Annotated in this window: 23 protein-coding genes; 16 read left to right on the forward strand and 7 right to left on the reverse strand. The window is 72.9% G+C overall.

The features are described from left to right. The first annotated feature begins 154 nt into the window (after positions 1-154). Both ABTX60_RS01400 and ABTX60_RS01405 read left to right on the forward strand, forming a co-directional pair. Complete coding sequence (locus ABTX60_RS01400; RefSeq protein ID WP_352095024.1) at positions 155-355, forward strand: DUF4236 domain-containing protein; 201 nt, start codon at positions 155-157, stop codon at positions 353-355. Positions 356-439: 84 nt separating this feature from the next. Then, a complete protein-coding gene (locus ABTX60_RS01405; RefSeq protein WP_352095025.1) occupies positions 440-1,969 on the forward strand; it encodes a helix-turn-helix domain-containing protein in 1,530 nt (509 codons plus the stop codon). A gap of 113 nt (positions 1,970-2,082) precedes the next feature. Here the strand turns inward: ABTX60_RS01405 and ABTX60_RS01410 are convergent, their stop codons facing one another. Further along, a complete protein-coding gene (locus tag ABTX60_RS01410) occupies positions 2,083-2,352 on the reverse strand; it encodes a hypothetical protein (protein WP_352095026.1) in 270 nt (89 codons plus the stop codon). A 166-nt stretch (positions 2,353-2,518) separates the two neighbouring features. On the opposite strand from ABTX60_RS01410, the gene ABTX60_RS01415 reads away from it, so the two are divergent. Then, entirely contained in the window at positions 2,519-3,064 is a 546-nt protein-coding gene (locus ABTX60_RS01415) for a DUF488 domain-containing protein (RefSeq protein ID WP_352095027.1), read from the forward strand. A 4-nt stretch (positions 3,065-3,068) separates the two neighbouring features. On the opposite strand, the gene ABTX60_RS01420 is transcribed toward ABTX60_RS01415, so the two are convergent. Continuing rightward, complete coding sequence (locus tag ABTX60_RS01420; RefSeq protein WP_352095028.1) at positions 3,069-3,701, reverse strand: hypothetical protein; 633 nt, start codon at positions 3,699-3,701, stop codon at positions 3,069-3,071. 126 nt (positions 3,702-3,827) lie between these two features. Continuing rightward, positions 3,828-4,901 carry a type I phosphomannose isomerase catalytic subunit gene (locus ABTX60_RS01425; protein WP_352095029.1) on the reverse strand — a complete coding sequence of 358 codons (1,074 nt, stop codon included), beginning with the start codon at positions 4,899-4,901 and terminating at the stop codon, positions 3,828-3,830. Positions 4,902-5,197: 296 nt separating this feature from the next. Here ABTX60_RS01425 and ABTX60_RS01430 point away from each other — a divergent pair, with 296 nt between their 5' ends. From ABTX60_RS01430 to ABTX60_RS01455, 6 genes are all read left to right on the forward strand, one after another. Next, positions 5,198-6,691 carry a Y4yA family PLP-dependent enzyme gene (locus ABTX60_RS01430; RefSeq protein ID WP_352095030.1) on the forward strand — a complete coding sequence of 498 codons (1,494 nt, stop codon included), beginning with the start codon at positions 5,198-5,200 and terminating at the stop codon, positions 6,689-6,691. Further along, entirely contained in the window at positions 6,688-8,007 is a 1,320-nt protein-coding gene (locus ABTX60_RS01435) for a pyridoxal-phosphate dependent enzyme (protein ID WP_352095031.1), read from the forward strand. The genes ABTX60_RS01430 and ABTX60_RS01435 overlap by 4 nt, the downstream gene beginning before the upstream one ends. 5 nt (positions 8,008-8,012) lie before the next feature. Continuing rightward, complete coding sequence (locus ABTX60_RS01440; protein ID WP_352095032.1) at positions 8,013-9,209, forward strand: aminotransferase class V-fold PLP-dependent enzyme; 1,197 nt, start codon at positions 8,013-8,015, stop codon at positions 9,207-9,209. Positions 9,210-9,299: 90 nt separating this feature from the next. Continuing rightward, complete coding sequence (locus tag ABTX60_RS01445; protein WP_352095033.1) at positions 9,300-10,061, forward strand: class I SAM-dependent methyltransferase; 762 nt, start codon at positions 9,300-9,302, stop codon at positions 10,059-10,061. A gap of 151 nt (positions 10,062-10,212) precedes the next feature. Continuing rightward, the gene (locus ABTX60_RS01450) at positions 10,213-10,512 is read left to right on the forward strand and encodes a hypothetical protein (protein ID WP_352095034.1); all 300 of its coding nucleotides are present in this window, start codon (positions 10,213-10,215) and stop codon (positions 10,510-10,512) included. A 67-nt stretch (positions 10,513-10,579) separates the two neighbouring features. After that, positions 10,580-10,891: an ArsR/SmtB family transcription factor gene (locus ABTX60_RS01455; protein WP_352095035.1), complete on the forward strand. Its 312-nt coding sequence runs from the start codon at positions 10,580-10,582 to the stop codon at positions 10,889-10,891. A gap of 25 nt (positions 10,892-10,916) precedes the next feature. On the opposite strand, the gene ABTX60_RS01460 is transcribed toward ABTX60_RS01455, so the two are convergent. Together ABTX60_RS01460 and ABTX60_RS01465 are read right to left on the reverse strand one after the other, a co-directional pair. Beyond that, positions 10,917-11,789, reverse strand: coding sequence for an LLM class flavin-dependent oxidoreductase (locus ABTX60_RS01460; RefSeq protein WP_352095036.1), 873 nt, complete (start codon positions 11,787-11,789; stop codon positions 10,917-10,919). Between the two features lie 115 nt (positions 11,790-11,904). Next, positions 11,905-12,345, reverse strand: a complete 441-nt coding sequence (locus ABTX60_RS01465; RefSeq protein ID WP_352095037.1) for a DUF6299 family protein — start codon at positions 12,343-12,345, stop codon at positions 11,905-11,907. A 245-nt stretch (positions 12,346-12,590) separates the two neighbouring features. On the opposite strand from ABTX60_RS01465, the gene ABTX60_RS01470 reads away from it, so the two are divergent. Beyond that, a complete protein-coding gene (locus ABTX60_RS01470) occupies positions 12,591-12,791 on the forward strand; it encodes a DUF5999 family protein (RefSeq protein WP_352095038.1) in 201 nt (66 codons plus the stop codon). Between the two features lie 34 nt (positions 12,792-12,825). On the opposite strand, the gene ABTX60_RS01475 is transcribed toward ABTX60_RS01470, so the two are convergent. Together ABTX60_RS01475 and ABTX60_RS01480 are read right to left on the reverse strand one after the other, a co-directional pair. Then, a complete protein-coding gene (locus tag ABTX60_RS01475; RefSeq protein ID WP_352095039.1) occupies positions 12,826-13,224 on the reverse strand; it encodes a RidA family protein in 399 nt (132 codons plus the stop codon). Further along, positions 13,221-14,468, reverse strand: a complete 1,248-nt coding sequence (locus ABTX60_RS01480; RefSeq protein ID WP_352095040.1) for an acyl-CoA dehydrogenase family protein — start codon at positions 14,466-14,468, stop codon at positions 13,221-13,223. Before ABTX60_RS01480 ends, ABTX60_RS01475 begins: the two co-directional genes overlap by 4 nt. A gap of 127 nt (positions 14,469-14,595) precedes the next feature. Here ABTX60_RS01480 and ABTX60_RS01485 point away from each other — a divergent pair, with 127 nt between their 5' ends. From ABTX60_RS01485 to ABTX60_RS01510, 6 genes are all read left to right on the forward strand, one after another. Then, the gene (locus ABTX60_RS01485) at positions 14,596-16,206 is read left to right on the forward strand and encodes an AMP-binding protein (RefSeq protein WP_352095041.1); all 1,611 of its coding nucleotides are present in this window, start codon (positions 14,596-14,598) and stop codon (positions 16,204-16,206) included. A gap of 15 nt (positions 16,207-16,221) precedes the next feature. Then, positions 16,222-17,034 carry a PaaX family transcriptional regulator gene (locus ABTX60_RS01490; protein WP_352095042.1) on the forward strand — a complete coding sequence of 271 codons (813 nt, stop codon included), beginning with the start codon at positions 16,222-16,224 and terminating at the stop codon, positions 17,032-17,034. 152 nt (positions 17,035-17,186) lie between these two features. After that, positions 17,187-17,978, forward strand: coding sequence for a YhjD/YihY/BrkB family envelope integrity protein (locus tag ABTX60_RS01495; protein ID WP_502992257.1), 792 nt, complete (start codon positions 17,187-17,189; stop codon positions 17,976-17,978). 137 nt (positions 17,979-18,115) lie between these two features. Next, entirely contained in the window at positions 18,116-18,922 is an 807-nt protein-coding gene (gene modA, locus ABTX60_RS01500) for a molybdate ABC transporter substrate-binding protein (protein ID WP_352095043.1), read from the forward strand. Next, on the forward strand, positions 18,919-19,770 hold the full coding sequence (gene modB / locus ABTX60_RS01505) for a molybdate ABC transporter permease subunit (protein WP_352095044.1): 852 nt from the start codon (positions 18,919-18,921) through the stop codon (positions 19,768-19,770). The genes modA and modB overlap by 4 nt, the downstream gene beginning before the upstream one ends. Next, positions 19,767-20,852, forward strand: coding sequence for an ABC transporter ATP-binding protein (locus ABTX60_RS01510; protein WP_352095045.1), 1,086 nt, complete (start codon positions 19,767-19,769; stop codon positions 20,850-20,852). Before modB ends, ABTX60_RS01510 begins: the two co-directional genes overlap by 4 nt. Positions 20,853-20,869: the final 17 nt, after the last annotated feature.

The following is a 20,869-nucleotide window of genomic DNA, read 5'->3' on the forward strand; positions in this document are numbered from 1 at the left end:
GATATCTCGATGTCGAGATAACTCTAGTACACGAGCGCCGGATGGTCATGCCCCGGCGCCCCTCGCGCGGTCATGCGCGCTCTTTTCCCGGGTATCCGAACCAGGTCCGCACACGACGAACCGGGTATCCACGCACGACGGAGAGGAGACAGGCATGCCGCTCACGTTCCGCAAGAGTTTCCGGATCCTTCCGGGGGTGCGACTGAACATCAACAAGCGCTCCTGGTCCATCACCACCGGCGGCGGAAAGAACGGCCCGCGCCACACCCGCAGCAGCACAGGACGCCGCACGACATCGATGGACCTTCCCGGGCCTTTCGGATGGCGGCGCACCACCCGGGCACGCCAGCGCTGAGGGACCCGGGCGGAATTAACATCTCGTCACCCGTTCGGACCCCCAGCTCGGGTTACATCTCATATCTGAGATAACCTCGGCCTCATGGCAGACGACTACCTCGTACGCATCGGCAAGCTCATCCGTGACGCCCGGCAGCACCGGGGCTGGACACAGTCGCAGCTGGCCGAGGCGCTCGGCACCAGCCAGAGCGCCGTCAACCGGATCGAGCGCGGCAACCAGAACATCAGCCTTGAGATGATCGCGCGCATCGGGGAGGCCCTCGACAGCGAGATCGTGTCGCTCGGCTACGCCGGTCCGATGCATCTGCGGGTGGTCGGCGGGCGCCGGCTGTCCGGCGCCATCGACGTGAAGACGAGCAAGAACGCGTGCGTGGCGCTGCTGTGCGCCTCACTGCTCAACGAGGGGCGCACGGTGCTGCGCCGCGTCGCCCGCATCGAGGAGGTGTACCGCCTCCTCGAGGTGCTGAGCTCCATCGGCGTGCGCACCCGGTGGATCAACGACGGCGTCGACCTGGAGATCGTGCCGTCGGCCGAGCTGAACCTGGCGTCGATCGACGCGGACGCGGCCCGCCGCACCCGCTCCATCATCATGTTCCTCGGCCCGCTGCTGCACCGCATGGACCACTTCAAACTGCCCTACGCCGGCGGCTGCGACCTCGGCACGCGCACGATCGAGCCGCACATGATCGCGCTGCGCCGCTTCGGCCTGGACATCGCCGCCACCGAGGGCCAGTACCACGCCCGGGTGGACCGCGCGGTGAGCCCGGACCGCCCGATCGTCCTGACCGAACGCGGCGACACGGTCACCGAGAACGCCCTGCTCGCGGCCGCCCGGCACGACGGCATCACCGTCATCCGCAACGCCTCCTCCAACTACATGGTCCAGGACCTCTGCTTCTTCCTGGAGGCCCTCGGCGTCAAGGTCGACGGCATCGGCACGACCACCCTCACCGTGCACGGCGTGCCCACCATCGACGTCGACGTGGACTACTCCCCCTCCGAGGACCCGGTCGAGGCGATGAGCCTGGTGGCCGCGGCCGTGGTGACCGAGTCGCAGCTGACGGTCCGCCGCGTGCCCATCGAGTTCCTGGAGATCGAGCTGGCCGTGCTGGAGGAGATGGGCCTCGACCACGACCGCACGCCCGAGTACTTCGCCGACAACGGCCGTACCCGGCTGGTGGACCTCACCGTCCGGCCCTCCAAGCTGGAGGCGCCGATCGACAAGATCCACCCCATGCCGTTCCCCGGCCTGAACATCGACAACGTCCCCTTCTTCGCGGCCATCGCGGCGGTCGCCCAGGGCAAGACCCTCATCCACGACTGGGTCTACGACAACCGGGCGATCTATCTGACCGACCTGAACCGCCTCGGCGGCCGGCTCCAGCTCCTGGACCCCCACCGCGTCCTGGTCGAGGGCCCGACCCGCTGGCGCGCCGCCGAGATGATGTGCCCGCCGGCCCTGCGCCCCGCGGTGGTCGTCCTGCTGGCGATGATGGCCGCCGAGGGCACGTCGGTGCTGCGCAACGTGTACGTCATCAACCGGGGTTACGAGGACCTGGCGGAACGGCTGAACTCGGTCGGGGCGCAGATCGAGACGTTCCGGGACATCTGAACGAGCGGATGCGCCGCACCCCGTCCGACTCGCAGGCCGGCGGGTCAGGGAGGGGTGTGGCGAGATGGCCATGGCCTTGCCAGGGGATGCTGAGCGACGCGCGCCACGTGGCGTTACGCGTGGCGGGCGCGGCGCCGTGCGCGCGGTCCCTCCAGGGTGCCGGTGGCCTCGACCACGAGGCGGACGCAGCACGAGAAGGCGGTGAGGAGCGCCGGCGCGAGGAACGCCCCGTCCCAGACGACAGTGGTCATGATGAGGAGCGCCGCCCCCCACACCGCCGCGGCGGCGGCCCCTGCCCGGCGGTGCATCGGGAACAGCAGCCAGGGGACGACCGGGGCGAGGAAGAACATGGCCAAGCCGATGAGCAGTGCTGCGGCGGCCATGGCGGGCACCTCGCTCGTCTCTCACAAGAGGGGTGACCCCTGTCTCGGGGGCCACCGTGACTCTATAGAGCCCCGCGCTTCGCAGCGCCGGCTGGCCCCTTCCGGGACATCTCCCGGTGAGCGCGCCCTCAGGTGTGGGTCCGCCGAAACGGGAAAGTCCGCCCCTGTGGACGCGCTCCTGCTGACCTTCGGGCACAGCACCGCCGGCCGGGACCGGATCGGCGAGCTGCTGCGCGATGCCGGTGTGGCGGCCGTCGTGGACGTGCGGACGGCTCCCGGGAGCCGCCGGAATCCCGATCTGCTGCGGGAGCGGCTCGCCGAGTGGATGCCGGCGGCCGGCTTCGCCTACCGGTGGGAGCCCGACCTCGGCGGGTTCCGCCCGTTGCCCGCCGACAGTCCGGACGTCGTGTGGCGCAACGAGTCCTTCCGCGGGTACGCCGCCCACACCCGCTCCCCCGGGTTCGTCGCAGCGATGGACCGGCTGCTGCGGGAGGCGGCCGGCGCGCGAACCGCCGTGATGTGCAGCGAGGCGGTCTGGTGGCGCTGCCACCGCCGGCTGATCGCCGACTTCGCGGTGCTGGCCCGTGGCGTCCCGGCCCGCCACCTCATGCACGACGGCCGCCTGAGCGCCCATACGCCGACACCGGGAGCCCGTCTGCGCGACGACGGGCTCCTCGTGTACGACGCCCCCACCGAGCCACCCCGGGGCTGAGCCGTCAGTACAGCTTGTTCACCGCCGTCACCGTCGTGGCCTTGAAGTCCGCCACCTGGGCGTGCTGGAAGTTGCCCATCTGGCCCCAGCGGACGACCGTCACGGTCGCGCCGTCGCGGCCGACCGAGAAGAGGCCGATGTCGGAGGAGCCCCAGGCGGAGGCGGTGTGGATGCCGTAGACGTCGGCGCCCTCCTCGACGTTCACCCGGCCGTAGTACCTCTGGGTCGCCTTGATGTCGGGGTCCTGCTGCATCAGCTTCTTCGCGCAGCCGGCGAGGTCCTTGCGCAGCAGCGCCGCGAAGTCCTTCGCCCACTGCTCGCTGCGCCCCTCGACCGTGAGCTGCTGGGCGTTCGTGTCGTACTCCGTCCAGTACTCCCGGTGCGTGGTGATGGACGGCAGCGCGTCGCCCACGCACATCGGCAGCGGGTCGGGCTGGCCGGCGGTGACCGGACCGGCGTACCAGGGCGAGGCCGGGTGCGGCGGCAGCTCGGCCGGCTCCAGGAACCGGGGCGTGTCGGAGGCCGGCGCGGTGGCCGCGACGGCCGGCACGGCGGCCGCGGCGACACCGGCGACGGCCGCCAGCGCGGCCACGGTGGTACGGATGCCTCGGGTACGGATCTTCATGGTCTCCCCCATCGGTTTCCCCCGGCTTTCCCGGGCGGGTGCGCGGGCCTTCGCCCTTGCCCCCCGTACGACCCGCCACCGGCCGCATCCGTTGCCCTGCGGGCCCGCTACGGGTCCGTCCCGATTGTCACCGGCCCGTCACCGCGGACCGAGCCCCTCCCCGAGGGCGGCGACGGCGGCCGGGCCGTGGCCGGCGGCGAGAAGGGGGGCGCGGATGTCGCGCTCCAGGTCGGGCACGTAGCCGATCAGGACATCGGCGGGGCCCTGGACACGGACTTCACCGAGGACGGCGGGCAGGAGGAGGGTGCGGGCGCGGTCCAGCCGGCCCGTCCAGGGGCCGGCGGTGACGGTGACGGGGGCGCCCGCGTTGGTGAGGATCCGCACGGTGGAGAAGCGGTAGGGCCAGGGCGTCGCCGTGCCGGCGGACCAGCGTTCGAGGGCGAAGTGCGGGCCGGCGCAGAGCACGGTGCGTACGACACCGTCGTGCCGGCGAACGTCGAGGCCGGAGTGGAACTCGGGTCGGGGGCCGGGGCGCCACTCGTCGAGGAGGCGGGCGAGGTTGGCGTGCCACTCGTCGTCGGGGACGGGCGAGCCGTCCTCCATGCGGCTGCGCATGGCGTGCTGCTGGATGTCGGACGTCTGCTCGATCTCGTACACGAGGGTGTCCGGGCCGAAGCTGTGCAGGGTGCCGCCGGGGACGTGGACGGTCTGTCCCGCGCGGACCGGCAGGCGGCGCATGACCGCGTCGAAGTCCTGTGCCAGCAGCGCCCGGTGCAGGGTGTCGCGGTCCACGCCGGCGCGTACACCGACCAGGGCGGTGGCTCCCGGTGCGGCGTCCAGGACGTGCCAGGCCTCCGTCTTGCCGTGGGGTTCGCCCTCCAGGCGGCGGGCGGTGGCGTCGTCGGCGTGCAGATGCACCGGGAGTGCCCCGCGGCCGTCGATGAATTTGGTGAGCAGTGGGAAACGGGGCCCGGGCGGGAGCCGCGCTCCGAGCAGTTCGACGGGGTGCTCGGCCATGATCTGCCGGAGGGTGCGCCCGGCGAGGGGGCCGTCCAGGACGGTCGAGGCATCGCCCTCGACGTCGCTGACCTCCCAGGTCTCGGCGATCGGCCCGTCGGGCAACCCGGTGCGGCCCAGCCGTCCGGCGATGGCCCGGCCGCCGAAGACGTGCTGCTTGACGGGGGTGGTGAGCCGCAGCGGATGCCAGTCCACGTCCCTCCTCGGACGGGTCGGTTGCCGGTCTCGGCCCGGAGTACCCCCGGGGCGAGAAGCGCATGCGTGCGGCACCCGGAGGTCCGTGACGAGCCGTGGACCGCGGATGCCGCCGCCTCGCGCCCGGCGCGCGCCGCTCCCCGGCCCGTGATCCGCTTCACACCGGCCGGGGCCCGGGCCCGGGCCTTACAGGGCGTAAAGCGACCGAAGAATGGATAGGGGTCATACGGCGATACGCGAGGAGTGTCCGACGTGCCCGGATGCCGGGTGCTGCGGCTTCAGGGGAGGGAGCGCGCATGGACGGCCGGCTCATGCACGTCGGACCGCAGCCGGAACCCTTGTACCTCGCACCGCGGCTGGAGCCCCGGCTGAGGTCGCTCATGGCCTCGCACGGCACACTGCACTCGCTCGTCGGCGCGCTCGGCTCACCTCTGCACGTCGTGGTGCCGGACCAGATCGCCGAGAACCTGGAGCGGTTCCGGTCGGTGTACCGGGCGCACCATCTGCCGGGACAGGTCTTCTACGCCCACAAGGCCAACCGGTCCAGTGCGCTGCTGCGGCGGCTCGCCGCGACGGACGCGGGCGTGGACGTGGCGTCGCTGGGCGAGTTGCAGCACGCGCTGGGTGCCGGGTTCGACGCCGGCCGGATCATGGCCACGGGTCCGAAGAACCCCGAGTTCCTGTGGCTGGCGGCCCGGGCGGGGGTCACGGTCGGCGTCGACGCCGCCGACGAGCTGGACCGGCTCGCCGCTCTGGTGCGCAAGCACGCGCTAGCGCCGGTGCGGGTGCTGCTCCGGCTGTCGGGCTTCGAGACCTCGGGGGTGAAGGTGCTGAGCCGGCGCAGCCGTTTCGGCACGCCCGTACGGGAGTTGCAGTCGCTGCTGGAGGCGGTCGAGCGGCATGCCGACGCCGTCGACCCGGCGGGGGTGGCCTTCCATCTGGACACGACGAGCGTCGCGGAGAAGGCGACCGCCCTCGAAGGGTGCCTGGCCGCGCTGGAGCTGTGCCGGAGCCGGGGATTGCGGCCCCGGGCCGTGGACGTCGGCGGCGGGTTCGGCGTCAGCTATGTCGCCGAGCGGGAACAGTGGGAGGCGTACACGAGCGGGCTCACCGCGGCCGTGCTCGGCCGGCGTCCGCCGCTGACGTGGGGCGGGCACGGCTACGGGCTGCGCAACGAGTCCGGCACCCTGCGCGGGACGCTCGGCCTCTACCCGGCCCACCGGCCCGTCGCAGGCGCCGCCTACCTGGACGAGCTGCTGGCCCAGCCCGCCGCCTCACTCGGCGGGCGCCCGCTGGCCGCGCTGCTGCTGGAGCACCTCTACGACCTGTACACCGAGCCCGGCCGGGCGCTGCTGGACCAGTGCGGCCTGTCGCTGGCGCGGGTCCTGGAGGTCCGTGGCCAGGAGGCAGACGGGCCGCTGCTCGTACGGCTGGCCGCGAAGGCGGACGACATCGCTCTGGAGGACCACGGAGTGCTGATGGACCCGGTCGTCCTCCCCCGCAGCGGGGCCGGGCGGGGCGAGGGGCCCGTCGCCGTGCACCTCTTCGGCAGTCTCTGTCTGGAGAGCGACCTGATCACCCGGCGCACGGTGTTCCTGCCGCGCCGCCCGGAACCCGGCGACCTGCTGGCCTTCGCCAACACCGCGGGCTACGCCATGGACTTCCACGCCACGCGCGCCCAGTACCAGCCCGCCGCCCGCAAGGTCGCGGCCTGGCAGGACGGCGACGTGTGGCACTGGTGCCTGGACGACCAGTTCTGGCCGATCACGCCCTCGGGGGGAGCCCAGTGAGGTACGACAGCATCACCGAGGCGATAGGCAACACCCCTCTGGTGCGGATAGACCCGGCCGTGCACGGCCTTCGGAACATCGACCTGTACGCCAAGCTGGAGATGCTCAACCCGTTCGGCTCGGTCAAGGACCGGGCCGCCTGGAGCATGGCGGGTCCCCTGCTGGCCGAGGCGGTCGGACACGGCAGCCAGGTCGTCGAGTTGTCCAGCGGCAACACGGCCAAGGCCCTCGCGGTCATCGCGGGTATGCACGGCCTGGGCTTCAAGAGCGTCACCAACCGGATGCGGGTGCCGGAGATCAAGGACCTGCTGCTGTTGCTCGGCGCGGAGATCGAGGAGCTGCCGGGGCAGAGCGAGTGCCTGGACCCGACCGCCACGGACGATCCGCTGACCCTGTTCCACCGGACGCTGTCCGCCTCCGGCAGCGCCTATCTGCACACCGACCAGTACTTCAACCCGCGCAACACCGAGGCCCATCTCACCGGCACCGGGCCGGAGATCGTCAAGGACCTGGACGGCCGGGTACCGGACTGGTTCGTCGCCTGTGTGGGCACCGCCGGTTCCTCCACGGGCGTCGCCCGCGCCCTGCGCGAGGAGGACCCGTCGGTGCGGGTGGTCGGGCTCGTGGCGGCCAAGTCCGACTTCATCCCGGGGATCCGCACCATCGACGAGGTGCAGGAGGTCGGCCTGTTCGACCCGGACACGTACGACACGATGGAGTCGGTCGGCGCCGACGAGGCGATCGAGGGGATGCTGACCCTGAACCGCCGTTGCGGCATCCTCGGCGGACCCACCGGCGGGGCGGCCTACTTCGGCGCGGTCCGTCATCTGCGGGCGCTGGACGAGGAGTCGGAGGAGCGGCGGACCGCCGTGTTCATCGTCTGCGACCGGGTGGAAAGCTATCTGAGCTACGTCCGGCAGCGGCGTCCCGATCTGCTCGGCCGGCCGCCCCGGAAGAACTCGCCCGCCGACCTGTCCGACGCCGAGGTCACCGGGGCACCGTCGGTCACCGTGGCCGAGGCCCGGAGCTGGATCGAGACCGACCGGCCGCTCGTGGTCGACCTGCGCAGCCCGTACGCCTACGCCGCGTTGCACATCGACGGGTCGGTCAACATCGTCGACGAGCTGTTCGCCGAACTCGTCCAAGGCGGACTGCCGTTCAGCAGGCGCCGGCCGGTGCTGCTGGCCTGCCCGGTCGGCGAGCAGTCGGCGCGGTACGCGGCGCTGCTGACCCGGATGGGCCACCCCGACGCGCGCAGCCTGGCCGGCGGCATCATCGCCTGGCGGGACGCGGGCGCGCCCCTGGTGCGGGACTGACCGACATGACCGCACCGATCGTCCCCGAGGATCTGCGCCCGTGGCAGCAGGGGCTGCGCGCCCAGTTCCCCATCGTCACCGGGCATCCGGAACTGGCGTACCTGGACAGCGCGGCCACGGCGCAGAAGCCGCAGGCCGTGCTGGACGCCGTGCAGAGGTACCTGACGACGTCCAACGCCAACTCCGCGCGCGGCACCTACACCTGGGCCAACCGGACCACGGAGCTGGTCGAGCGGACCCGGGAGCGCGTCGCCCGGTTCCTGGGGGACGCGTGGCCGGAGCGCTCCGCCGTCCACTTCACCGGCGGCACCACCGACGGGCTGCGGGCCGTCGCCCGCGACTGGCTGCCGGGGTTCCTGCGCGACGGCGACGAGATCGTCGTCCCGGACGCCGACCACCAGGCCAACATCGTGCCGTGGCTGGAGGCCCAGCGGCTGCTCGCGCGCGAGGGAGTGCACGTGCGGGTGGTGCCGATGCCGTACCAGAGCGGCTCCGGGGACTACGACCACCGGGCGCTGGCCGAACGGGCGGGCCCGCGCACCCGGTTCGTCGCCACCACCCATGTGCACCACGTGTACGGCGGTGACATGAACGTGCGGCGCATCCGTGAGGCCGTCGGCCCGGACGCGGTCATCTGCCTGGACGCCGCGCAGAGCGTCGGCCATCTGCCCGTCTCCGTGGCCGAGCTGGACGTGGACTTCGTCGTGTTCTCGGGCCACAAGGCGCTGGCCCTGCCCGGTTCCGGGGCGGTGTGGGCCCGGCAGGCGCGCGGGCCGGCGTTCGTGCCCGGTGGCTGGAGCGGCACCCCGAACACCGTGGGCATCGCCTCGCTCGAAGCCGCTCTGGACTGGCTGGACGCGGCCGGTCTCGACCGGATCGAGCGCTGGACGGCCGATCTCGCGACCCGCCTCACGGAGGGGCTGCGCCGGCTGGACACCTACGAGATCCTCGGCTGCCCGCTCAGCCTGGCCGCCGACACGAGCGTGCAGCGCCGCCAGGGCATCGTGACCCTGCGGCACCGCGCCATCGACTCGGGCGATCTGGGGTTCATCCTGTTCAGCCACGGGTTCATGGTCCGCTCGGATCATCACTGCCAGGGCGACGCGGGCGAGAAGACCGGTTCGGTGCGGGTGAGTCTGCACGTGTACAACACCGTTGAGGAGATCGACCGGCTGCTGTCGGTTCTCGCCTCACTCCCCTGACATGGCCGACTATGCGTAATGGGAACCGTTTCCACCTGTAGGCTCTGGCCGGCAGGAGTCAGGTGCGATACGGCGAGGTGGCGCGACCGGATGGGGCTGAGTCTGGCGGCGGCGGAGCGATGGGTGGAGCGCTGGGAGCTGCAGCAGCAGCGGTACGCCGTGGACCGCGAGGAGCGGTTCACGGTGATCGCCGATGTCGTCGAGCACGCCACGGCCGGGTGCGCGACCGCACCCCTCGTCGTGGACCTCGGCTGCGGGCCCGGCTCCCTCGCGGCCCGGCTGATCCGGCGGTTGCCGGACGCGGAGATCGTGGCGGTGGACCGGGACCCCCTCCTGCTGGAGCTGGGCCGCACCCACCACCCGGACGCGGCCCGCTACGTCGACGCCGAGATCGGCGCGCCCGGCTGGACGTGGGCCCTGGATCTGGACCGGCCCCTGGACGCGGCCGTCTCCACCACGGCCCTGCACTACCTCGACCGCGACACCCTGCTCGCGACCTACCGGCAGCTCGCCGTGCTGCTGCGCCCCGGGGGCGTTCTCGTCAACGGCGACCACCTCCCCCAGGGCGTGACGGGCCCGGCCGGGATCGCCGCCCACGTCGGGCGGTGCCGGGCCGAGCGGCAGCGCGTGTTCGCCCACGAGGACTGGGACTCCTGGTGGGCGGCGGCCGGCGACGACCCGGAGCTGACCGACCTGCTCGCGGAGCGCCGCCGCCGCGCGGCACCCGACACCGGCCGCCCCGCCGAACTCCCGCTCCCCGCCCACCTGGAACTGCTCCGGCAGGCCGGCTTCGACAAGGCCGGACCGGTGTGGCAGTACGGCGACAGCTGCGTGGTCGTGGCGGTGCGCTAGCCCGGCGCTTCACCCGTGCGCCCCACGTCGGGTGGCGGGCGGGGGCGAGGCCCGCGAAAATACATGCAGGAATCGCTATATGTTAATGTCACCATGCGAACCTCGGCCGAAGCGCCACGGTCGCCCCCAGCACACGCAAGGAGCTCCCCCCATGACCACCGCCCAGCACATCACCCACGAGGACCACGCGCACGCCCACGGCGACGACTGCGGGCACCTCGCCTTCACCCACGGCGACCACACGGACTACGCCCACGACGGCCACATCCACCGGACGCACGAGAACCACACCGACGAGTGCACGGGCGACGGCCACACGGTGCACCAGAACCACGACCACCAGCACGGCGACAACTGCGGCCACCTGGCCGTGCGGCACGACGACCACACGGACTACGTGCACGACGGCCACCGCCACGCCGCCCACGAGGGACACTGGGACGACCACTGACCCCGTCACCCCCCCCCGGAAGATGGAGGGTGAACTGAGAATCGTTGTCATATGCTAATATATGCATATGACAACGACGCCCTCTCCCCCGACGGACGAGCCGGACCCGACCCTGCAGGCGGCCGCCGAGCTGCTGCGCGCCCTGGCCTCTCCCGTACGGCTGGGCATCGTGCGGGAGCTGTCGGGCGGGGGCAAGTACGTCCATGAACTGGTGACCGCCCTGGGCGTGAGCCAGCCGCTGGTCTCCCAGCACCTGCGGGTGCTGCGCACCTCCCGGATCGTCACCGCCCGGCGTCAGGCCCGCGAGACGCGGTACAGCCTCACCGACGACCATGTCGCGCACATCGTGCTGGACTCCATCCGGCACGTCCAGGAGTAGCGCACGGAGTGCCCCTCGGCGCGTGTCACGGGACGAGGGGGCGGACCTCTTCGGCCACGAAGCGGACGAAGCCCTCGGGGTCCGGCTCATCACCGGTGGGTTCGAGGACGACGGTGTCGGCACCGGCGGCGACCAAGCGCTGAACGGCCTCGGCCACCGCACCGGCGTCGCCGGCGACTCCCAGGTCGGGGATCTCGTCCGTGCCCGAGGCGGTGCGCTCGGCCTGGAGGCGGGCGGCGGCGTCCGGCCCGGTGGCGGTGAGGAGATAGACGACCACGCGGTGGGAGCCGGTGCGGCCGGCCGCCGCGCGACCCTCGTCGATGAGCCGGCGGGCCTCGCGCACGCCGTCCGGCGGGGTGGCCTCACTGAGCAGCGTGCCGTCGGCGGCCTCGCCCGACAGGCGCAGCGAACGGGGGCCGGTGACGCCGGCGAGCACATCGGGAGCGGTGGACGGGGGCCAGTCGAGGCCGACGTCGTCGAGCTTCACGTACCGCCCGTCGGTGGTGACGCGCTCGCCGCGCAGCAGCGCCCGGAGCGCGTCCAGGTACTCACGCAGCAGCGTGACCGGCGACTCGGCCCGCGCTCCGACCTGCCCCATCCAGTCCTGTACGCCGTGCCCGACGGTCAGCGTGAAGCGCCCGGGGAAGAGCCGGTCCAGGGTGGCGGCCTCCATCGCGGTGAGGGCGACGTTCCGCAGGGGCACGGGCATCAGTCCGACGCCGACCCGCAGCCGTTCGGTTAAGGCGAGCGCGGCGGACGCGGTGGCGACCCCGCCTTCCAGGAAGCAGTCCTCCCAGAACCACAGCTCCTCCAGCCCCGCCGCCTCGGCGGTACGGGCTATGTCGCGCAGCTTCTCGGGGGGCAGTTGAGGTCGGAAGACAGCACCAAGAGCAGTCATGGCACCTTACTACCCCTGGTGTCCCGGTATGAACAACTGCTTTACGTCGCTTGGCTCTTATACCGGTGAGCCCCCGCGAACCCGGGCCGCTCACCGGTTCCGTTCACCGTCGCGTTCAGCCCCGGGTCAGAGCGATGTCCTGGTTCTTGACCGCATGGAAGACAGGCAGCGGCAGGACGCCGAAGCTGCGCAATTCCATCACGGTCGCCTCGACGTGCGCCGTCCCGGCCACCAGCGCGCCGGATCTGGTCCGGCCCGAGTTCACCCAGCGGTGCTCGGCGCCGTCGCACACGGCCCGGGTGCCGCCGATGCCGTAACGGGTCGTGGAGGCTCCCTGGCTCACGGAGGAGCTGACGAAGACCGGGCCGCTGGAGCCGGCGCAGCGGTAGGTGCCGGACAGGGTGACGGTGCCGTCGGCGGCGATCCGGCCCACCGTGTCGACCGTCACGGAGCCGGTGGGGGCGAGGGCGGACGCGGTGGCGGGCGCCGCGCCCGCGCCCGTGAGCAGGAGCAGCGCGGCACCGGCCGCCGCGCCGAGAAGGGGACGTACACGCATGGGGAAACCTCCCGAAAAGGGTGGAACTGAGATCTCTACTCGTACCGGCCCCACGGGCCGGGCGCCCGTCAGCCTCACCCCTTCGGTGGCCAGTCCGCGCCGGCCGTAGTGGAACCGTCCCGGGAATGTCCGGGGCGTGTCACGCTTCCCGCCGGGCCGTTCCGATGAGTCCGGGACGGGAGGATGGTCTGTCTGTACGAGTCATACGAACCCTTCGGATGGCCCTACCGACGTGGAGGTGCGCCATGTGTGCCCACCAGCCCCAGTGCCCCGCGACCGACTCCCCCTCCCCCTCCGCGCACATCGTGGCGGCCCGTCCCGAGCAGGGCTGGAGCCTGCTGTGCGACGGGACGGTCGTCTTCGACGACACCGGCGAACTGCTCCCCGACGGGCGCGTGGTGCAGCCCCGCCGGGTGACGGCCGAGGGACTGGCCGTCGCGGCCTGACCCGAGGCCGCTTCACGGCGGCACGCCGGTCCCGCTACGGCAGGACCGCGAAGCCGTCCAGTTCCACCATCGCCTCCGCGTCCCACAGCCGGACGACCTGGACGACCGCCATGGCGGGATAGTCGCGTCCGGCCACCTCGCGCCACAGGCGGCCGAGTTCGGGGGCGTGCGCGCGGTACGCCTCGACGTCCGTGGCGTAGACCGTCACACGGGCCAGGTCCGACGCGGCGCCGCCGGCCGCGGTGAGGGCGGTCAGCAGGTTGGCGAGGGCCCTTGCGAACTGCTCGGGCAGGGTGCGGCCGACCACCTTGCCATCGGCGTCGAGGGCGGTCTGGCCGGCCAGGAACACCACCCGTGACCCGGAGGCCACCACGGCGTGGGAGAAACCGGCCGGCGGGGACAGCTCGGGCGGGTTGACGCGCTCGGTGCTCACCGGGCCTCCTGACGGGCGTACAACTCCTTGGCGATGATGCCTCGTTGCACCTCACTGGCCCCCTCGTAGATACGCGGGGCGCGCACCTCGCGGTAGAGGTGTTCGAGCAGGTGGCCGCGTTGCAGGGCCCGGGCGCCGTGCATTTGGACGGCCGCGTCGACGACGTACTGCGCGGTTTCGGTGGCGAGCAGTTTCGCCATGGCGGAGCGCCGGGGCACGTCCGGGTCGCCCGCGTCGTACGCCGACGCCGCCGCGTGGACCATCAGCCGGGCCGCCTCCGTGCGCAGGGCCATCTCGGCGACCTGGTGGGCGACGGCTTGCAGGTCCTTCAGCCTGCCTCCGAAGGCGTCCCGTCCTGCGGTGTGGGCGAGGGTCGCGTCGAGGGCCGCCTGCGCCATGCCGACGGCGAAGGCGCCGACGCTGGGCCGGAACAGGTTGAGCGTCGCCATGGCGACCCGGAAGCCGCGGTCGGCCTCGCCGAGCACGTCGTCGGCCGTCACCGGCACCGCGTCGAAGCCGAGTGCGCCGATCGGGTGCGGCGAGAGCATGTCGAGACCTTGGCCGGTCAGGCCCGGGCGGTCGGCGGGCACGAGGAAGGCCGTGACGCCCCGGGCCCCGGCACCCGGGGTGGTGCGGGCGAAGACGGTGTAGAAGTCGGCCCCGGGGGCGTTGGAGATCCAGCACTTCTCACCGGTGAGCCGCCAGCGGGCGGGGCCGTCGGGGGCGGCGGTGAGGGCAGCGCCCTCCGAGGACCGGCCCTCCTGTGAGACGGCGCGCTTCTCCGCCCGCAGCGCCCGCTCCGCCGCGTCCGGCGACCGGTCACCCCGCAGGCCGGCGTCCGCCTCCGCCCGGAGTTGCAGCGCCGCCGCGTCCGATCCCGCGCCGGGCTCGCTCAGCGCGAAGGCCGCGATCGCCGTACCGGCCGTCACCCGGGGGAGCCAGTATGCGCGTTGGGCCTGTGTGCCGTACGCGTGGACCGGATGGGCGCCGAGGCCCTGCAGGGCCAGGGCCGTCTCGGCCTCCGTGCAGGCGTAGGCCAGGGACTCGCGCATCAGGCACAGGTCGAGCGCGCCCGAGGTGAACAGGCGTCCGAGCAGCCCGAGGCTGCCCAGTTCGGCCACCAGGGCGCGGTTCACCCGCCCCGGTTCGGCCTTGTCGGCCAGCGGGCGGAGCCGCTCCGCGGCCAGGGCGCGCAGTTCGGCGCACCAGGCGAGTTGTGCCGGTTCGAGCGAGAATGCGGTCATCGCCGGTCCCTTCTCCGCCACCCTGCGTTCCGGCTGGGCCACTCCGAGGCTATCGCGGACCGTTGACTGTCGTCACCAACACGATACGCTCCAGAGGCGAGCCCACCACGCCAAGGGGGCGAACCGTATGAATCCACGGGGCACGGCCCACGTCGACACCTTCGCCCGGGACCATCTGCCACCCCCGGACCAATGGCCCGAGCTCCGCTTCGACTTGCCGGAGCTGCACTACCCCGAACGGCTCAACTGCGCCGCCGAACTGCTGGACGGCCCGGCCGACGACCGCCCGGCGTTCCTCACCGTCACCGGCGAGCGGTGGACGTACGGCGATCTGCGCGCCCGCGTCGACCGCGTCGCCCATCTGCTCACCGGCGAACTCGGCGTCGTCCCCGGCAACCGGGTGCTGCTGCGCGGCCCCACCACCCCATGGCTCGCGGCCTGCTGGCTGGCGGTGCTGAAGGCGGGGGCCGTGGCGGTGACGGTGCTCGCCCAGCAGCGCCCGCACGAACTGAGCACGATGTGCGAGATCGCCCGGGTGCGGCACGCCCTGTGCGACATCCGGGCCGTCGACGACCTCGCCAAGGCCGAGATCCCGGGCCTGCGGATCACGACCTACGGCGGTGACGCCCCGGACGACCTCCTGAACCGCCCCGCGCCGGGCACCCCCTACGCGGCCGTGGCGACGGCGGCCGACGACGTGGCGCTGATCGCCTTCACCTCCGGCACCACCGGCCGCCCCAAGGGCTGCATGCACGTCCACCGGGACGTGCTGGCGATCGCCGACACCTTTTCGCGGCACGTGCTGAAGCCGGGCGCCGACGACGTGTTCACGGGCAGCCCCCCTCTCGGCTTCACCTTCGGCCTCGGCGGCCTGCTGGTCTTCCCGCTGCGGGCCGGGGCGAGTGCGCTGCTGCTCGAACAGGCCGGGCCGCGGCAGCTGCTGCCCGCCATCGCCCGGCACCGGGTCTCCGTGCTGTTCACCGCCCCGACGGCGTACCGCGCGATGCTCGACGAGCTCGACGGGCACGACGTCTCGTCCCTGCGCCGCTGCGTCTCGGCCGGCGAGAACCTCCCCGCGGCGACCTGGCAGGCCTGGCACGAGCGCACGGGCCTGCGCGTCATCAACGGCATCGGCGCCACCGAGCTGCTGCACATCTTCATCTCCGCGGCCGACGACCGGATCCGGCCGGGGACCACGGGCGTGCCCGTCCCGGGCTGGTACGCGCGCGTGCAGGACGCCGACGGCGAACCCGTGCCCGACGGGCAGCCGGGGTTGCTCGCCGTGCGCGGCCCGGTCGGCTGCCGCTACCTCGCCGACCCCCGGCAGCGGAACTACGTGCGCGGCGGCTGGAACGTCACCGGCGACACCTACGTCCGCGATCCCGACGGCTACTTCCGCTACGTCGCCCGCGCCGACGACATGATCATCTCGGCCGGGTACAACATCGCCGGGCCCGAGGTGGAGGACGCGTTGCTGCGGCACCCGGACGTGGTCGAGGCGGCGGTCGTGGGCCGGCCCGACGAGGCCCGTGGACAGGTCGTACTGGCCTTCGCCGTCCTCAAGGAGGGCGCGGAACGCGACGCCGAGGCCCTGCGCGCCTTCGTGAAGAGCGAGCTGGCGCCGTACAAGTGCCCACGGGAGATCGTCTTCCTGGACGCGCTGCCGCGCACGGCCACCGGCAAGCTCCAGCGGTTCAGACTGCGCGCCCCGGGGGTACCGGAACGCGACCGGGAATGATCCGTACGACCTAAGATGATCAACGTGTCCGACCAGCATGCACCACGGTCTCTCATCGTCACGCTCTACGGCGCGTACGGCCGCTTCGTGCCGGGCCCCGTGCCGGTAGCCGAACTGATCCGGCTGCTGGCCGCGGCCGGCGTGGACGCTCCGTCCGTACGCTCCTCGGTGTCGCGGCTGAAGAGACGCGGACTGCTCGTTCCGGCCCGCACCGCCCAGGGCGCGGCCGGTTACGAACTGTCCCCGGACGCCCGCCAGCTGCTGGACGACGGCGACCGCCGCATCTACGCCTCGGCTCCGCCCGAGGACGAGGGCTGGGTGCTCGCGGTGTTCTCCGTGCCGGAGTCGGAGCGGCAGAAGCGGCACGTGCTGCGCTCCCGCCTGGCCGGGCTCGGTTTCGGCACGGCCGCTCCGGGCGTGTGGATCGCGCCGGCGCGGCTGTACGAGGAGACCCGGCACACGCTCCAGCGGCTGCGGCTCGACGGGTACGTCGACTTCTTCGGCGGTGACCACCTCGGGTTCGCCCCGACCGCGGAGGCCGTCGCCCGGTGGTGGGACCTGGCGGCCATCGCCAAGGAGCACGAGGCGTTCCTCGACCGCCACGCGCGCGTGCTGCGCGACTGGGAGAAGCGCGAGGAGACCCCGGCCGAGGAGGCCTACCGGGACTACCTCCTCGCGCTGGACTCCTGGCGCCACCTCCCCTACACCGACCCGGGTCTGCCGTCCGAGCTGCTTCCCGCCGACTGGCCGGGGGTCCGCTCGTCGGCCGTGTTCCGGGGGCTGCACGAGCGGCTGCGGGACGCGGGGGCGGGGTTCGTGGGGCTCTGACCGCACGGGCGCCGCCCGCTTTGCCGTGTTTGCTCCGTCGCGGAACGGTCAACGATGTCCGCGAGCGGACGGAGCACGGAGCGGGAGGCGGGCCGAGGCATGACCGTCACCACACCACCGGGCACGGCGGGCGCCCGCGCGGGCCGGCTCCCGTGAGGCGGCTGGGCCGCTCGGTGCACGGCGGGTGGAGGCGGGCCGGTGCCCACACGCTCGTGCGGCAGGGCCGCGAACTGGAGTTGATGCACCGGGCCACGGGGTTCGCCACGCTGGCGCTGGTCACGCTGGCCCCGCTGCTGATCGTGGTCGCCGCCGCCGACCCTCTGGGGCGGGGCGGTTTCGCCTCGTGGCTGGCCGACGGCATGGGGCTGTCCGGGCGGTCCGCGCGGGTGCTCACGGACATCATCAGCCCGCCGCGCAAGGTCATCGGCACCACGAGCGTGCTCGGCGGGGTGGCGCTGGCCGTCTTCGGTGTCGCCTTCGGCGGGAGTGTGCAGAACGGCTACGAGCGGATCTGGGGCCTGCCCTCGGGCCCGTGGCACCGCGTCTGGCGGCAGGCGGTGTGGATGATCGCGATGACCGCGTACCTGTACCAGGAGGTGCAGACACGCACCCTCGTCTCGGGGCCGGAGCGCATCGCGCTGAGCTCGGCGTCCGGGGTGCTGTTCTTCTGGTGGGGGCAGCGCTTCCTGCTGGGCGGACAGGTCCGCTGGCGCGATCTGCTCCCCGGGGCGCTGGCCACCATGCTGGGGCTGGGCGGCCTGCGCATGTTCTCCTACTTCGTCTTCACCCCCCTCATCGTCACCAACGCGATCAGCTACGGAGCGATGGGTGTCGTCCTCGTCGTGGAGTCCTGGCTCATCGGCGTGGGCTTCGTCGTCTACGGCGGGGCGCTCCTCGGCCGCTGGGCACTGGAGCACCACGGGCACCGGGTCCGCACCGGGTAGAGAGCGCTCTGCCGTAGGAACGCACATGCCGCCCCTCAAGACGCCAACCGCCGCTCATGCGAATCAACAGGGGGCTTTCACCTCGCATCTGCGGCATTATCATCGGCGCATACCCAGCAGAGGGAGAAGCCCCCGTGATGACCCGTACCGCGCGCCGGACCCGCCGACCGCTCCAGGTGGCCGCCGTGGGAGCCGCCGCCCTGCTGGCCCTGAGTGCCTGCTCGTCGTCCGGCTCGGATTCCTCGGCGAAACCGGACTCCACCGGGCTCTCGGGCGAGGTGACCGTGTTCGCCGCGGCCTCGCTGAAGGAGAGCTTCACGACGCTGGGCAAGCAGTTCGAGAAGGAGCATCCGGGCACGAAGGTCACCTTCAGCTTCGGCGGCAGCGACTCCCTCGCCGCGAGCATCACGGGCGGCGCTCCGGCCGATGTCTTCGCCGCGGCCAGCCCCAAGACGATGAAGATCGTCACGGGCGCCGGGGACGCCTCGGGCGCTCCCGCGACCTTCGTCCGCAACAAACTGGAGATCGCCACCCTGCCGGGCAACCCGCACAAGGTCGCCGGCCTCCAGGACCTGACCGGGCCGGACCTGAAGGTCGTGCTCTGCGACAAGGAGGTGCCGTGCGGCGCGGCCGCCCAGAAGGCTCTCGACGCTAGCCGGCTGAAGCTCACCCCCGTCTCCTACGAGCAGGACGTCAAGGCCGCGCTGACGAAGGTCGAGCTGAAGGAGGCCGACGCCGCCCTCGTCTACCGGACGGACGTGCGCGCGGCGGGTGACAAGGTGGAGGGCGTGGAGTTCCCCGAGTCCGCCGACGCCGTCAACGACTATCCGATCGCCCTGCTCAAGGACGCGCCGAACGCCGAGGCCGCCAAGGCGTTCATCGCGCTGGTGCGGTCCGCCGAGGGCCAGAAGGTCCTGAGCGGGGCCGGATTCCTCAAGCCGTGACCTCCCCGACCGACCGGCCCCGGGCCGCGGCCGAGACCCTCCGGGGCGGTCCGCGGCGCCGGCGCGTCCGCACGGGCGTCCCGCTGCCGCTGCTGATCCCCGCGCTGATCGGCCTGGCCTTCCTGATCGTGCCGCTGGCCGCCCTGCTCGTGCGGGCCCCGTGGCAAAGCCTGCCCGGGCAGCTGACCAGCCCGGATGTGTGGCAGGCGCTCAGACTGTCCCTGCTGTGCGCCACGGCGGCGACCGCGGTGAGCCTGGTCGTCGGTGTACCGCTGGCCTGGCTGCTGGCCCGCGTCGACTTCCCCGGCCGCGGACTCGTGCGCGCCCTCGTCACCCTGCCCCTCGTCCTGCCTCCGGTCGTCGGCGGTGTCGCGCTGCTGATGGCGCTCGGCCGCAACGGCATCGTCGGGCAGTGGCTGGACTCGTGGTTCGGGATCACGCTGCCCTTCACCACGGCCGGGGTCGTGATCGCGGAGGCGTTCGTGGCGATGCCGTTCCTCGTCATCAGCGTCGAGGGCACCCTGCGGGCCGCCGACCCGCGCTTCGAGGAGGCCGCCACCACCTTGGGGGCGTCCCGCTTCACCGCGTTCCGCCGGGTCACGCTGCCGCTGATCGCGCCGGGCGTCGCGGCGGGCGCGGTGCTGGCCTGGGCCCGGGCACTGGGCGAGTTCGGCGCGACGATCACCTTCGCCGGCAACTTCCCCGGCCGCACCCAGACCATGCCCCTGGCCGTCTACCTGGCCCTGCAGAGCGACCCGGAGGCCGCGATCGCCCTCAGCCTGGTGCTGCTGGCCGTGTCGATCGCGGTGCTGGCGGGGTTGCGCGACCGTTGGATGCGTGCCGGATGACCGAGACCCACCAGCAGCCGAACACGCACGCCGGCACGGCGGCGGACGGGCTCGACGCCCGGCTCGTCGTGGACCGCGGCGACTTCCGCCTCGACGTGGCGCTGACCGTCGCGCGCGGCGAGGTCGTCGCCCTGCTCGGGCCGAACGGCGCCGGCAAGACCACCGCGTTGCGGGCCCTGGCCGGTCTGACCCCGCTCACCGACGGCCATCTGCGGCTGGACGGCACGGAGCTGGACCGCACGCCGCCGGAGGCCCGGCCGGTGGGGGTGGTCTTCCAGGACTACCTGCTCTTCCCCCACCTCACCGCCCTCGACAACGTCGCCTTCGGCCCCCGCTGCCACGGCGCGACCAAGGCTGAGGCCCGGGCGCAGGCCGCCGAGTGGCTGGAGCGCCTGGGCCTCGCGTCGCACAGCGGTGCCAAGCCGCGCGGGCTCTCCGGCGGACAGGCCCAGCGCGTCGCCCTCGCCCGCGCCCTGGCGACCCGGCCCCGGCTGCTGCTGCTCGACGAGCCGCTGGCGGCCCTGGACGCCCGCACCCGGCTGGAGGTCCGCGCCCGGCTGCGGCGCCATCTGGCCGATTTCGAGGCGGTGGCCGTGCTCGTCACCCACGATCCGCTCGACGCCATGGTGCTGGCCGACCGGCTGGTGGTCGTGGAGCACGGCCGGGTCGTGCAGGAGGGCACCCCGGCCGACATCGCCCGCCACCCCCGCACGGACTACATCGCGCGGCTGGTCGGTCTGAACCTCTACCGGGGAGAGGCGGACGGCCACACCGTCCGTCTGGCCGACGGGCCGCCCCTCACCACCACCGAGGTCCTGTCCGGCCCGGTCTTCGTGGCGTTCCCGCCGAGCGCGGTCACCCTCCACCGCGAGCGGCCCACCGGCTCCAGCGCCCGCAACCTGTGGCGCTGCGAGGTGGCCGGCCTGGAGACCCACGGCGACCAGATCCGGGCCGACCTCACCGGTGAGCTGCCCCTCGCGGCCGACCTCACGACGGTCGCCGCGGCCGAGCTGGGCCTCCACCCGGGGGCGGAGGTCTGGGCCACCGTGAAGGCGGCCCAGACCCACGCCTACCCGGTCTGAGACGGCCGGCGCCCCCA

Origin of the sequence: Streptomyces sp. NPDC126510 (genome assembly GCF_040302345.1) — a bacterium.
Taxonomy (GTDB): Bacteria; Actinomycetota; Actinomycetes; order Streptomycetales; family Streptomycetaceae; genus Streptomyces.

Excerpts from the sequence above, each read along its gene's own strand:
- ABTX60_RS01400 (WP_352095024.1), top strand. The coding sequence starts at position 155 with ATGCCGCTCACGTTCCGCAAGAGTTTCCGGATCCTTCCGGGGGTGCGA.
- ABTX60_RS01405 (WP_352095025.1), top strand. The coding sequence starts at position 440 with ATGGCAGACGACTACCTCGTACGCATCGGCAAGCTCATCCGTGACGCC.
- ABTX60_RS01410 (WP_352095026.1), bottom strand. The coding sequence starts at position 2,352 with ATGGCCGCCGCAGCACTGCTCATCGGCTTGGCCATGTTCTTCCTCGCC.
- ABTX60_RS01420 (WP_352095028.1), bottom strand. The coding sequence starts at position 3,701 with ATGGGGGAGACCATGAAGATCCGTACCCGAGGCATCCGTACCACCGTG.
- ABTX60_RS01430 (WP_352095030.1), top strand. The coding sequence starts at position 5,198 with ATGGACGGCCGGCTCATGCACGTCGGACCGCAGCCGGAACCCTTGTAC.
- ABTX60_RS01440 (WP_352095032.1), top strand. The coding sequence starts at position 8,013 with ATGACCGCACCGATCGTCCCCGAGGATCTGCGCCCGTGGCAGCAGGGG.
- ABTX60_RS01445 (WP_352095033.1), top strand. The coding sequence starts at position 9,300 with ATGGGGCTGAGTCTGGCGGCGGCGGAGCGATGGGTGGAGCGCTGGGAG.
- ABTX60_RS01450 (WP_352095034.1), top strand. The coding sequence starts at position 10,213 with ATGACCACCGCCCAGCACATCACCCACGAGGACCACGCGCACGCCCAC.
- ABTX60_RS01455 (WP_352095035.1), top strand. The coding sequence starts at position 10,580 with ATGACAACGACGCCCTCTCCCCCGACGGACGAGCCGGACCCGACCCTG.
- ABTX60_RS01460 (WP_352095036.1), bottom strand. The coding sequence starts at position 11,789 with ATGACTGCTCTTGGTGCTGTCTTCCGACCTCAACTGCCCCCCGAGAAG.
- ABTX60_RS01465 (WP_352095037.1), bottom strand. The coding sequence starts at position 12,345 with ATGCGTGTACGTCCCCTTCTCGGCGCGGCGGCCGGTGCCGCGCTGCTC.
- ABTX60_RS01470 (WP_352095038.1), top strand. The coding sequence starts at position 12,591 with ATGTGTGCCCACCAGCCCCAGTGCCCCGCGACCGACTCCCCCTCCCCC.
- ABTX60_RS01480 (WP_352095040.1), bottom strand. The coding sequence starts at position 14,468 with ATGACCGCATTCTCGCTCGAACCGGCACAACTCGCCTGGTGCGCCGAA.
- ABTX60_RS01485 (WP_352095041.1), top strand. The coding sequence starts at position 14,596 with ATGAATCCACGGGGCACGGCCCACGTCGACACCTTCGCCCGGGACCAT.
- ABTX60_RS01490 (WP_352095042.1), top strand. The coding sequence starts at position 16,222 with ATGATCAACGTGTCCGACCAGCATGCACCACGGTCTCTCATCGTCACG.
- modA (WP_352095043.1), top strand. The coding sequence starts at position 18,116 with ATGACCCGTACCGCGCGCCGGACCCGCCGACCGCTCCAGGTGGCCGCC.
- ABTX60_RS01510 (WP_352095045.1), top strand. The coding sequence starts at position 19,767 with ATGACCGAGACCCACCAGCAGCCGAACACGCACGCCGGCACGGCGGCG.